This is a genomic window from Pelagibaculum spongiae, assembly GCF_003097315.1.
GTDB lineage: Bacteria > Pseudomonadota > Gammaproteobacteria > Enterobacterales > Pelagibaculaceae > Pelagibaculum > Pelagibaculum spongiae.
The window spans coordinates 1245812-1259094 of the sequence record NZ_QDDL01000001.1 but is presented as its reverse complement, the minus strand read 5'-3'; the positions used below and the strand labels follow the sequence as shown (position 1 = coordinate 1259094).

Genomic DNA, 13283 nt, shown 5'->3' with positions numbered 1-13283 from the left:
GTGGTGGTGTTTTGTTGCGTTTCCGATCTGTCTTTAAGTTACTACTGGTGAGCGTTAGCTTGTTGTTGTTTGCTTTTATAACAAGCTGTTCTGCTGGTTGGCGTAGTTTTACTGGAGAGACTAAGGCTTATAACAGTTGTATCGCCAGCTACCCTTTAAGCATTAACTTGCCGCTATGGCAGTTAACTGAAAAAAACTGCTCACCTGCCAGCATTGATCCGCTGCAATTGCCGCAAACGGCTGCATTGTTTTCTGATACTCAGTGTCAGCAGCCAATTACTTTAAATCCTCTAGATATAAGCCAATGGTGCAAAACATTAGTAACACGAAATGCCAGTTTTGATAGCTTGCCGTTTAATGATTGGCGGCTTTCGCCGGCAACCTTGGCTGACAGCTCGGTTTTGCCATTAGCCAAGCGGCATCCATTAATGGTGCGTAAAGTTTACCGAGAGATTAAAAGCAGCAAAGGCTCATGCCAGCTAACGCTCGATATCTATCATCCGAATCCATTTCCTGGCCAGCAGCAAACAGAGTTAAAAAAAGATTCTATTTTAACGCCAATGCTGGCAATTCACGGTGGTAGCTGGCGTTACCGAAAAAAAGGGCTGGTGATGCTACAGAGCCAAATTGCTCAAATGACAGCCAATGGCTTTGTAGTATTTACGCCGAGATACCGGTTAGTGGGTAAAGCGCCGGCAATTGGATTGAAAAGATTTGACGGTCTTAAAAGGTTTGAAGATATAGCAGCCTGTGATGGCGTGACAGCGCAACAACAGTTATCCGATATTGAGGCGGCATATCAATGGGTGAAAACCAACGCATCTAATTATTCTACCGAAGGATCACTAGTTGTTTGGGGAGCATCAGCCGGAGGGCATCTTGCTGCTAGGTTGTCTTTGGCGCATCCAAAGGAGATCAAAAAAGCCGTACTATTATATGCCCCAATAGATTTTCAGCGCTTTGCGGTTCAAGAGAAAGCAGCAAGATTAGACGGCAGTTCAAAAGCGAGTGCAAAGGTAGCTTCAAAAGCATTAGAGCGATATTTACAACAGAGCAAGCCGTTGAGCCAGCTGTCTGTACAGTCAGATCTAATACAGCAAAATTCATTAGCACATTTGATTAACCTGCGGGTTATAGCCCAGCAAACTACGCCGGCTTTTTTTGCCATTCTAGGTACCAATGACCGGTTAGTACCGGTTGACCAAGCGCTGTCATTGTGTGCTGCACAATTAGGACAATTAACTCCGATCGGCATCAATTCTAATGGTGTACCTGGCATGCTGGCGGCAGAACAACAATTAAATCATTTGCAAGCTTGTGGCCGGGGGGCAGTTTATCTAATTCAAGGCGCTGGTCATGTAATGGATATTTGCTTGCCTGCCTTAAATTGCAACAGGAGTGCTCGTCAGCAGCAGCACGTCGCCCTAGCATTACAACAAGCGATGCGCTGGTTGAAGGCAAGTAATTAAAATCGAGTATTCGCCGCAATTCCCTGAACGTTGTAGGTTACGCATAGCGCTCTGTGCCTACGCGGGCAAGCAACTCGATCATATTTCAATTCATTGCAACGGTTAAGTGATCCTCAATTCACGGATGGGAGTAATAACCATCGTTGATCGCATTAGATCTTAGTGCAGCAATGTTACGGGGTTGGTTGGCCGGTTTTTTACGGTGGTAAATTTGATAATGGCGAAAACCTGGTGTCGTAACGCCATATCTATACGGCCCTGAGCCTGGAAGTGCTTTAACTACCTGGTCAAAGCTAGCCAGTTGATGGCCAGGTCTGATAGGTGAAAAGAGCATTTTTACGCCAAACACCAGCGCAATGCAGATAAAAAAGATGATCCATAAATATTTCGTTTTCATGGCTGCTTCTCTAGTTATTCATTCTTGAGGAATGATCTGGCAACCTTCTGTGGTTCTTGAGATCTGTTTTTTTAGTTATGTATTTGGTTGAATCGCTTGCTCTGGATTGGTAAATCCATTGAATCGGTTCAACTTTATTCTACTCCTGTTAGTGATTTTCTGCGATAAGACCTTTGTGATTGGACTGGCCTTATCAACCAAGCAATACCAATGCACCAAGTGGTATTGCCGCGCTACAACAAAGGTCTTCCACTGGTATCGAAAAAACACCCAGAAAGGTACTTTATTGAGCTAGGTCGTGTTTTTTATTTAATACCAATTGTATTATCTATCCCCGTTGAGAGCAGAGCGCTTTTTGATTCTTGATAAGCGAATCAAACAAAGGTCTGCAACCTATCTTCAGAATTTTAGACTGAAGTGGTTATGCTCACACCAGGCTAGTGAATGTTAGGGCTAGGTTATTTTAATAGCTGGTTTGGATGAATGTTAATGATGCAGGAAATGGGCCACCCAAATATTAGAGGGTTGTACCAGTCTGCAGTGTTCGATCAATATTAGATGTAATTTTAGAAAGCAATATTAGATTGGCATTAATGCCATATTTTAGATTTAATTTTAGTTAGAACTGCGAGCAGTATTTTTAGCGCAGTGAATATGGCCTCTTTCAGGTTAGCATTAGTTTAAGAGGCCAACGTATTTATTCAGATTGACGTTATTGTAAATTGTCAATTTGAAGAAAATAAAATGTCATTATTAGAGACATTTTATTTGCTAGATACCCTTCGGGGTTGCTTTTGGAATGTGTGTTTGAATGTGCTTGATGGTTGGTTAGGTTTAAACTGTGTGTCAGTTCCCTTTGGCTGATTCTGCAACGCCAGTTAATCAAAGGATGGGCAGGAATGCTGATGTTATTAATGTTAGGTAACAATCTTAGAGCCCTTTGCTAAATTTATCCTGTGCCCATGCCCGGCTTTTTAAGCTGGGCTTTTTTTTGCCTAGAATTTATTGCACAGCGACATATTGTTGGCCGGGTGATTATGAATATCCCCGAAAGTTGCAGGTCGCGCATAGCGCTCCGTGCAACCTACGCGGGTAAATAATAAAGCATCCGTTTAATTCCGTAGGTTGTACGGAACAGCCGTAGGCGTGTGACCGCCATGGATGGTGGAAATGCAGAGAAATGTCGGGAACATTTCCTGTCAACTTGACCATGGCACAATTCATTCCAACGGTTGATGTATCAACCAATGACCATGGTGCATTTAATTCCAACGGTTGATGTATCCACCAAAAACCATAAAACGATTTCGACATAATTTGTGCAGGGCATTCACCGCAATCCCCGAAAGTTGCAGGTCGCGCATAGCGCTCCGTGCAACCTACGCGGGTAAACAATAAAGCATCCGTTTAATTCTGTAGGTTGTACGGAACAGCCGTAGGCGTGTGACCGCCATGGATGGTGGAAATGCAGAGAAATGTCGGGAACATTTCCTGTCAACTTGACCATGGCACAATTCATTCCAACGGTTGATGTATCAACCAATGACCATGGTGCATTTAATTCCAACGGTTGATGTATCTACCAAAAACCATAAAACGATTCCGACATAATTTGTGCAGGGCATTCACCGCAATCCCCGAAAGTTGCAGGTCGCGCATAGCGCTCCGTGCAACCGCGGGCTATACATTAAACGCCAACGATTAATACAACCAAAATGGTCTGATCAATTTGCTGGTTTTTAATTGTATTATTTTGTTTCTTTTTTTGTGGTTCCTTTGATGTTGGTCTTACAGGTAAACGGGCGATAAAAGCGGCCAGTGCAGGCTAATACCATTTGTAGTCAAGCGTCGGCAGTATTATGATCAAGCTACAGATTTAGTGTTCTGGCGAGCAGACCAGTTTTATACTGACACTAAATAGCAGTTAATTAGAATCGAAACATTTAGCGGTATAACTGAGCGCATAATACAACGCCAGCTAAATACCATTTTTTTAGATATGTTAATTTTTTTGCAGGCCAATGATGAACCAGCCTGATTCACTTATACAACGAATCTTTGATGAGCCAGACCAGTTAAGAGATAGCGCTAGCCCACTGTACTTGCAGTTAAGTAGCAAGATTCAGCAAGCCATCGAATTAGGCGTTTTAAAAGCCGGCGATGCATTGCCATCTGAGCGTGAAATTGTTGAAACCGTCGGTGTCTCTCGTGTCACAGTCAAACGCGCTATTGACGAACTAGTTAACGAGGGTTTGTTATCTAAACGCCAGGGTGCTGGTACTTTTGTTGCCAGTCGATTGGTGCACCATCTAGATAAACCCAGCAGCTTTTCAGAAATTTTGCATGCGGTTGATCGCAACCCCGACTCGCGTTGGATCGAGCGCGGCATAGGTTTGGCAACCCGTGAAGAACAACAAAAGTTAAATCTACAAAGCGATGAAGAAGTCGTTCGGATGTACCGAATTCGCATTGCCGATGACACGCCAGTTGCTTTAGAACTCGCAGTGGTTCCCCGAAAATATCTCGATAACCCTTTCGAATTAAGCGGTTCTTTGTACGAAGCACTGGCTGAACGCAATGTTCGCCCAGAAAAAACCGTGCAAAAACTGCGAGCAGTTTCGTTGGATGAAAAACATGCAGAGCATTTGGATATAGAACCGGGAACGCCGGTTTTGTTTGTCGAACGTCGAGGTTATCTGGCGGATGGCACGCCAATTGAATACACTCGCGCCCATTACTTGGGTGACAGTTTTGAGTTTACTGCTGAAGGTAAGTGATCCTGTATTTACGGAACACCCGCAAGCAACGTGTTGTTAACCGGGTATTTGTTGATATCCCCGAAAGTTGTACGGAACAGCCGTAGGCGTGGTGCAATTAATCCCAGCGGTTAATTTGGTCACCGTTGGCCATGGTAAAGTCAATGCCAACAACTGCCACCCTCCCAGTTTTCTCGATTTCGATGGAATTCCTCAATGTACCCAGTCGTAGTTTCCGATCTTGATGGCACGCTATTAAATCGCCAGCACCAGCTCTCGCCACGCACCTTGCAAGTAATAGAAAAGCTGAGTGACCGAGGCGTTAAATTTGTACTGGCTACCGGACGGCATCATGTTGATGTTGCAAGCTTGCGGCAAAGGTTAGGTATGCAAATGTACCTAATAACATCTAATGGTGCCGTGGTGCATGACCCAGATGGCAAAGCGATTATTCAGCACAATTTGCCTGAGCAATTGATGCCGAAATTAATTGAACTGGGCCGTAAGTATCGAGATCAAGAAGTCGTCTCTAGCATTTACCAAGGCGATCACTGGTATGCTGATTATCCGCACCAAGTGATAATGGAATTCAGTGAGCCCCAAGATTTTAAAGTTCAAATTGCTGACTTATCTAGTTTGCCAACTAATAATATTTCAAAGATTTTTTATCTGTCGAAAACCGGCGACCGAGACGCACTGATTCCACTTGAGCGTGAACTTCAAGAACATTTTGGTGACCAATTAAATATTACTTTTTCATTGGCCAATTGCCTAGAAATTATGGCATCGGGCATTAGCAAAGCCTCAGCGCTGGAAGAAGTGTTGCGCTTAAAAGGTTTCAGCATGGCCGATGCGGTTGCCTTTGGTGATGGCATGAACGATTTTGAAATGTTGCAATCTGCAGGTAAAGGTTTGGTGATGGGCAATGCTGATCCGATGTTGAAACAGAAGTTGGCAGATTTTCAAGTAATTGAAAGCAATCAAGATCATGGTGTAGCTAATTACCTTGATTTGATTTATGCGGTTTGATTTTTAAAGATATTTACCGTGTGATGCCCGACATAATATTTGCCGGGCGTTTACCGCCATCTCCGTAGGTTGCACGGAGCAGCCGTAAGCGTGTGACCGCCATGGATGGTGGAAATGCAGAGAAATGTCGGGAACATTTCCTGTGACCGCCATGGATGGTGGAAATGCAGAGAAATGTCGGGAACATTTCCTGTCAACTTGACCATGGCACAATTCATTCCAACGGTTGATATATCCACCAAAAACCATAAAACGATTCCGACATAATTTGTGCAGGGCATTCACCGCAATCTCCGAAAGTTGCAGGTCGCGCATAGCGCTCCGTGCAACCTACGCGGGCAAACAATTAAACACCAATGTACAGATTGAGGCTATTTCGCTAGATATTTATGAACACTCGAATATTCCCAATCAGATGGTTTCTCAACAAGTCCATGCTTTACCGGATTGTTGTGGATATATTCAATATGGGATAAATAATCGGATTCATCACGGATACAATGTTCCAAGAATCGATTTTACCAGACACCTCTTCGATTTCTTTTTTTTCTAGAAGGTAGTATCCATTCAGACAAGCCAATGTTTTGTGAGAAATTACTTTTAATTAGTCGCCAACGAATTGAATATTTAGAGTCATGTTCAGGTAACTTCCAAATCATATGTAAATGATCGGAAAGAATAACCGCTGCTTCAATTTTAAAAGGGTAGGTTACCATTACGTGTCGAAAACTTTCGCGTAACAATTCAATGTTTTCAATCAAAATGGGTCTGCGATTTTGAGTCACTACGGTAAAGAAATAATATCCGCCGCCGATATAAAATCTACGATATTTCATTGTTTTCTCGATAAATCTATTTCACAGAATTATAGATATATTATTTGTTAGGTGTTTGTCGAAATCTCCGAATCGATATATTGTTTTCCGAGTGTTCACCGCAATCTCCGAAAGTTGCAGGTCGCGCATAGCGCTCCGTGCAACAAACGCGGGCCAACAATTTGCAATTAATCCCTCAATTCCCCCCACTCAATTCCCTAAAACGTGCGCTAGCTCAAGCACATTTTATAACTTCGCTCACAGATTCAAATCAACCCTAAACAATCCTGGTATACCGGCTGGTAAACCATCCTAGGCTTGCGCCATCTGCTTTTGCATTTGAAAAGCACTAACTTGTTTAGTGCCCGCCAACCGGGCAAGGATTGCCAGGAATGAACAAAACCCAGCGCGACAATTTTTTTGAAACGATTGTTTTTAAAAATGCCAATAGAAAAATTAACTTTTTATTAACGCAACGGTTGCTACCGGCATTATTGCTGAGTTGCGCCCTGTTATTTATTTCATTATTTTCATTGCTGTTTTCATCTGAAGTAAAAGCAGAAATACACTGGTTGCAACCACCGGTAGTTAAGTCAAGCGCATTGAATAATCAGCAGGATAAAAATAAATCGAAAGAAAGCGCTTATAAAAAATTATCTGCTAAAGAACAAATATCTCCCAAGCAGTTATTAACTCGACCAGAAATAGCTCAATATGCCCAAGGTTTTATTGACCAATTGTTTTGGGCTAAAAGCCAGCAGAGCTTGCAAGACCAACATATATTGTTCCAAAGAAAAATAAATGGCGTGCCAGTGTTTGGCCAGCAGTTAACTATTAGTTATCAAAAAGATAACCAGCAATTAGTTAAGGTATTCGAAAATCTGCAGAACCAGCCTGAAGACAATTCAATAGTCGCTAAGATTACTGCTGAGCAAGCACTGCAATTAGCTTGGCAGCGCCGTAAGGTAACCGGTGATTTATACGGAAAACCGCAGCAAACACTGGTTTGGTTATCGCGGGCTAAAAAACTTAAACTTGCTTGGTTAGTTCAGTTAGATGTGTACCAGCCGTTTGGCCATTGGAGCTGGTTTATCGATGCGAATAACGGCCAAACACTTAAAGTCATGCGCCGTGAAATTTCACACATTGGTTTAGCTAAAAGTGATAGAAATAAGCCACAGGTAAGCTTGTCTAATGCATTAGAAAAATTCTCAAAAAAACAAAAAATAGAGCAAGTTAAGCACTCGCAGAATGTAGCGCTTTCGGTAGACCAAGTTCAGGTTGCTGGTTCTGCCCAAGTATTTGACCCAGACCCAAGAACAACTCTAAATAGCAATGCGTTAACCGACACTTCTTCGGCCGGCGCTTTTACCGGTGCCTATCAAAATGTCAGTTTGCCTGATGTTAGCTATAGCGGCAGTGTTTACCACTTAAGCGGCCCGTGGGTTAATGTTACTGATTTTGACCCCCCACATACCACACCGACTACTAGCAATAGTGGTAGCTGGAATTTCCAACGTGGTCAGCTCGGTTTTAATGATGCGATGACTTATTTTCATTTAGATAAAAACCAGCGTTATATTCAAAGCTTGGGTTTTTCTGGTAGCAATGGTATTCAACAAGGCGCGATTGCAGCCGATAGTAATGGTGCAGACGGCGCAGATAATTCATATTTTTCTGGCAGCTATAATCGATTATCTTTTGGCCATGGCTGCGTGGATGATAATGAAGATGCCGATGTTATTTTGCATGAATATGGCCATGCAATAAATCACAACATAAACAGTCAATGGCAGGGTGGCGATACCGGTGCCATGGGTGAAGGCTTCGGCGACTATTGGGCTGCCAGCTATAGCTACAGCACACCTAATGGTGCAAGTTACCAACCCTTTAAAGTTTTTACTTGGGATGCAGCAGATGGCTGTTGGGCAGGTCGGCGGTTAGATAAAACCAGCGCTCGTTATAATCCGGCAGTAAGCTACACCGCCCATAGTCGCCAGAATGGGTTTGTTTCTGATGAGTTATGGTCCACGCCATTATTCCAAGCATTAGTGGAATTAATTGACCAAGGCCAAACACGCCAAGAAGTGGATAAAATAATTCTTGAAGCGCAATTTGGTTTAGGTGCCAATTTAACCATGCGTCAAATGGCCGAATCGATTGTATTAACTGCTCGGCGTTTATATCCAGCTGGGCCACATGCAGCAGTTTTTCAGCAGCAATTTATTCACCATGAAATTTTATCCGATGAACAAGGGCTAGCGTTGGAATTATTAGCCACCCGAGATAGTGGCAACGATGGCTATGCCGACCCGGGCGATTTGCTGACCATGACAGTACGGTTACGCAACCAATATTTAGACTCATTGCCCGCCAGTTCGTTGGCCGTTTCTGCATCTGTATTACAAGTACAAAATCAATTACAAATACCAGAATTGGCCAGCTATACCAGCGCTGATATGGAGCTACAAGTACAGGTTTCTGAAACCATGGCCTGTGGTATGCAAGACCAAATACGCCTCCAGGGTAATTATCAAATTGGTGGTGAAAATTTGCCGGTAGATTTAATTATTCCAATTTTATTGGGCGAGCCTGCTTATGAAACCACTTCTCGTAGTTTAAATTTCACCATTCCGGATAATCGATCCCAGGTTGAAGCATTAACTATTAACATTGCTGCAGATGCTGCGTCGGTGGTGGACGAATATTTCCAGCTAGCGGTCAACATTCGCCACAGTTACATTGGTGATATACAAATGGAATTGGTTAGCCCTGCCGGTACACGAGTCAGGTTAAAAAATCGGAGCGCAGATAATCAGGACGATTTACGCGGTAGTTATCCAGCAGATTTTACCCCAGTTGACAGCTTTTCAGCATTTTATGGTGAACCAATGAATGGCACTTGGACATTAGAAATTGCTGACCGAGCAGCTGCAGATAAAGGCGTACTTGAAAACTTTTCATTACGCTGGAGCGAAGGTTATATTTGTGGCGAACATACCCCGCTAGTGGTGCCAGGTAAGGTAACTACCGGTGGTGGAAGTCTTCATTGGGGCTGGTTAGCTTTGTTAGGGGCGGTATTTATTCGACGATTATTGCCTGCGTAGGTTGCACGGAGCGCTATGCGCGACCTGCAACTTTCGGGGCTTGTAATAAATACCCGACAAACAATATGTCGATTTGAGAATAGCGGCGTATACCCAACCAACAATATGCCGATAATATTCCTAACAAGTGAATTCACTCACCGGAGCAACATAACAATCAGCAACCAACGTATTGCTTTGAATGGCAGGTGAATTCCACACACCAATCGTTTTTGTTGGGTTGTTTGCTGATTGTTGTGCAGCATTTTGGTGTCCAGTATCTAATCTAAATTGGCTTTTAGTTGAAATTACTTTGGCAGAATGAAGCTTGGCACCTTGAACCGTTTTTCCTTTTAAAAAACTGGCCTGAACCGGATGAGATTTATAATCAAAGTTATATTGAGTGCGTGATTGATTATAAATATCGCGCTTAGCAACCTGCTCTGAAGAATTTGCTGCAACAGATACAGAGGCAATGCTGGCTGCGACTAAGGCTACGACAAAAACAAATAACTTTTTCATGGTGATGACTCCGTGTTAATTTTGGATCGCTGTGGTGTATGCAATCCATTCTAGGGAGTCGCCATAAAATCGGCCAATACTCTTTTCCGATGCTTATCATAGGCTAAAGCAATTAAACCCCCGACCCATTGCCTGCCGGGCATTCACCGCAATCCCCGAACGTTGCAGGTCGCGCATAGCGCTCCGTGCAACCTACCGCGGGCAATCAATAAAGCATCGGTTGAATTCTGTAGGTTGTGCGGAAATGCCGAAAAAATGTCGGGAACATTTTCGGTGACCATGGTGCAATTAATTCCAACGGTTGATGTATTCACTTACATCAATAAACCCCCGACCCATTGCCTGCCGGGCATGACCGCCATGGATGGTGGAAATGCCAAGAAATGAAGGGATCATTTCTGGTCACCGCCATCCCCGAACGTTGCAGGTCGCGCATAGCGCTCCGTGCAACCTTGCGCGGGCAATCAATTAAACACCAACGGTTGATCTATCCACCAATAACTCCCCCTTGGCACAATCACCTCCAGCGGTTAATAATATTCACATCGCTACCGGATGAATGTTCCCATGACCAACGCAATTAACCCACCACGCTGGTGGTGTGCCGAGATAGAAAAATACCTGTCGCGCCAACTCGACCGCCTTGACCGGCAGCCAATTGAAGAGCGAACCAACCGCCTTGCTGAAAAAATCCGTGAGCGTAACTTCCCAACCTTATTTGGCAATGGTGATTCAGATGAAATGGACAGCCTATGGGAATCAATAGAAGACATGGCGCTGGCAGGGGTTGTTGAGCTACAAAAAATGCGCCGCCATGTCGGTGTGGAGGTAGGTGTAGGGAGCGATCCATGGAACAATGCATCGCTGGAATTTCTGCCCGAAGCCGAAGATCGAGTCAGAATCTGGTTAAACCGGCCACAACAAACCGCCGAAGAAATGGCTTGGCAACTGGCGGTTAATTTGCAAAAAGATGCATTCGGTAAACAAATTGAATGGTGGCGGCGTAACGTAGATTCAGTCGCCGGCCAGCAAGAAGCCGAAGTAGTCGCCCGCTGGCGACAGCTAGCCATTCATTTACCGTCTAATTTAACCCTGCGCCAGTTAAGCGCCAAATATTTTTTTGGCGACAGTAAATGGCTAGAAACCCGTGAACAAGCGCTGCATAAATTACCCGGTTTAATTAGCTATGCACCCCGAAAACTCATTTTACAAGTACATTTACCAAAAACATTTAACGGCATTTTAATCGTAGAAAATCAAGACACCTTTTTATATCTACAACAATTAGACCATCCCATCATTAACCAGCTAGCACTGGTAAACAGCGGCGGCTTTCGTAGCAACAGTGACCGTGCATTAAACCGGCAAGCACTGCATTTTTATTATTCCGAAAATTCTCGCTCCAATCATCAATCATTTGAGCAAGCTTGGTTCGCCAGCGGCAATCACCAACAAACACAAATACAGCAGCCATCAAATAAATTACCCGTGTGGTACTGGGGCGACCTCGACTGGGCTGGCATGTCGATATTATCTGGCCTACAAAAAAGCTTTCACCATATCGACGCTTGGCAACCGGGTTATCAGCCAATGGCACAAATGCTGGAACAGGGTGATGGCCATGTGCCTGAGCAAGCAGCCAAACAAAACCAGCCGGTAATTACTCATACTAACTGTAAATATGCCGATGATTATTTAATTCTATTAATGTTAAAACATAAACGGTTTGTCGATCAGGAATGTGTGCTGGGGTTTGGGTAAATGTCCGACATAATATTCACCGGGCGTTTATGGCCATCCCAAGGTTGCACGGAACAGCCGTAGGCGTGTGATCGCCATGGATGGTGGAAATGCAGAGAAATGAAGGGATTATTTCCTGTGACCGCCATGGATGGTGGAAATGCAGAGAAATGTCGGGAACATTTCCTGTGACCGCCATCCCCGTAGGTTGCACGGAACAGCCGTAGGCGTGACCTGCAACGTGACCATGGCGCAACAAACGCCAACGGTTGATGTATCCATCAATGACCATGGCGCAACAAACGCCAACGGTTGATGCATCCCCCAATGACCATGGCGCAATTAATTCCAACGGTTGATGCATCCACCAATGACCATGGCGCAATTAATTCCAACGGTTAATCTATTCACCAATGACCGCAAAACGATTTCGACATAATGTTTGTCGGGCGTTTATGGCCAACCCCGAAAGTTGCAGGTCGCGCATAGCGCTCCGTGCAACCTACGCGGGCAAACAATTAACCCCGCACCTGATCATCTATAACGTTTCCTATCGACCAAAAGCGTCACCTTCCCACCATCCAATGAATTAAAAATCTGCCACTCGTTACCGCTCATACGCTTTTTTTATACGACCTAATCTGACATAAAATTTTCTTTGCCTAATAAAACTAATGGCAACATGATCTTGATTTATCAGTTAATAGTCAGCTTTAACAATTGGCACAACTCATGCCCTATCAATTTCAGCACACAAGCCCGCATTAAAATTACAGGGAGTTATTTTTAATAAAGGTGGGTCAGGAAGTTTAAATTTTGAATCGTGTTTATTTAAGGGCGTCTAAACAAGCCCCTCTTAAATTAAAAACCTTCAATTAAATAACCACTCTAGCCACTGGCCAAATATGTAAAAAACATATCGTTAGTTTTGTTTGCCAATAATTTGAAACGCAATAAAAAATTACCTTTATACGTCTCTATATAAATTTTGCACCTGGAGCATCAACACATGAAAATGAATCAACTGAAAAACGCTAAGGGTTTTACCCTAATCGAATTAATGATCGTGATTGCGATCATCGGTATTTTGGCATCGATTGCAGTGCCTGCATATAGTAACTACCAAAAGTCTGCGCGCGCCGCCTCATTAGTGACTGCCGCTGATGCTTTCAGAAGTGCGGTTGATGTTGCAGTTCAAACTGGTGAAGTACTCACTGCATCAGCGTTGGCTTTAGGCAGTAATGGCCTCCCTAGCGCTTCCAACTTAACCGTTGATGCAAATGTCTCGACAGCTACAATTTCTGCTGGTGTTTTAACTTTAACTGGCGCTGCAGCAGTAGACGGCGCAACTTTAATTGTTACTCCTATGGTGTCTAATGAAAATGTAACATTTTCCTTTGCTGGCACTTGTACTTCTACAGGTAGTGGTGCACTGAGTTTCTGTAAAGGAATCTAACTTGTATATGGCA

10 protein-coding genes are annotated in these 13283 nt (G+C 43.7%); 7 read left to right on the top strand and 3 right to left on the bottom strand.

Annotation, left to right across the window (positions count from 1 at the left end; translation table 11 throughout):
* Positions 1 to 11 precede the first annotated feature (11 nt).
* On the top strand, positions 12 to 1469 hold the full coding sequence (locus DC094_RS05450; RefSeq protein WP_116686039.1) for an alpha/beta hydrolase: 1458 nt from the start codon (positions 12 to 14) through the stop codon (positions 1467 to 1469).
* Positions 1470 to 1587: 118 nt separating this feature from the next.
* On the opposite strand, the gene DC094_RS05445 is transcribed toward DC094_RS05450, so the two are convergent.
* Positions 1588 to 1866 carry a hypothetical protein gene (locus tag DC094_RS05445; RefSeq protein WP_116686038.1) on the bottom strand — a complete coding sequence of 93 codons (279 nt, stop codon included), beginning with the start codon at positions 1864 to 1866 and terminating at the stop codon, positions 1588 to 1590.
* 2024 nt (positions 1867 to 3890) lie between these two features.
* Here DC094_RS05445 and DC094_RS05440 point away from each other — a divergent pair.
* Complete coding sequence (locus tag DC094_RS05440) at positions 3891 to 4643, top strand: GntR family transcriptional regulator (protein WP_116686037.1); 753 nt, start codon at positions 3891 to 3893, stop codon at positions 4641 to 4643.
* A gap of 195 nt (positions 4644 to 4838) precedes the next feature.
* Positions 4839 to 5651, top strand: coding sequence for a Cof-type HAD-IIB family hydrolase (locus DC094_RS05435; protein WP_116686036.1), 813 nt, complete (start codon positions 4839 to 4841; stop codon positions 5649 to 5651).
* A 518-nt stretch (positions 5652 to 6169) separates the two neighbouring features.
* On the opposite strand, the gene DC094_RS05430 is transcribed toward DC094_RS05435, so the two are convergent.
* Positions 6170 to 6487, bottom strand: a complete 318-nt coding sequence (locus DC094_RS05430; protein WP_206605571.1) for an REP-associated tyrosine transposase — start codon at positions 6485 to 6487, stop codon at positions 6170 to 6172.
* A gap of 371 nt (positions 6488 to 6858) precedes the next feature.
* Between DC094_RS05430 and DC094_RS05425 the strand changes: the two genes are divergently transcribed.
* A complete protein-coding gene (locus tag DC094_RS05425) occupies positions 6859 to 9573 on the top strand; it encodes a proprotein convertase P-domain-containing protein (RefSeq protein ID WP_116686035.1) in 2715 nt (904 codons plus the stop codon).
* A gap of 120 nt (positions 9574 to 9693) precedes the next feature.
* Here the strand turns inward: DC094_RS05425 and DC094_RS05420 are convergent, their stop codons facing one another.
* Positions 9694 to 10074, bottom strand: a complete 381-nt coding sequence (locus DC094_RS05420; protein WP_116686034.1) for a hypothetical protein — start codon at positions 10072 to 10074, stop codon at positions 9694 to 9696.
* Positions 10075 to 10329: 255 nt separating this feature from the next.
* On the opposite strand from DC094_RS05420, the gene DC094_RS22685 reads away from it, so the two are divergent.
* From DC094_RS22685 to DC094_RS22520, 3 genes are all read left to right on the top strand, one after another.
* Positions 10330 to 10461, top strand: a complete 132-nt coding sequence (locus DC094_RS22685; RefSeq protein WP_255420873.1) for a hypothetical protein — start codon at positions 10330 to 10332, stop codon at positions 10459 to 10461.
* Positions 10462 to 10641: 180 nt separating this feature from the next.
* Positions 10642 to 11835: a Wadjet anti-phage system protein JetD domain-containing protein gene (locus tag DC094_RS05415; protein ID WP_158527221.1), complete on the top strand. Its 1194-nt coding sequence runs from the start codon at positions 10642 to 10644 to the stop codon at positions 11833 to 11835.
* 988 nt (positions 11836 to 12823) lie between these two features.
* A complete protein-coding gene (locus tag DC094_RS22520) occupies positions 12824 to 13270 on the top strand; it encodes a pilin (protein ID WP_116686032.1) in 447 nt (148 codons plus the stop codon).
* Positions 13271 to 13283: the final 13 nt, after the last annotated feature.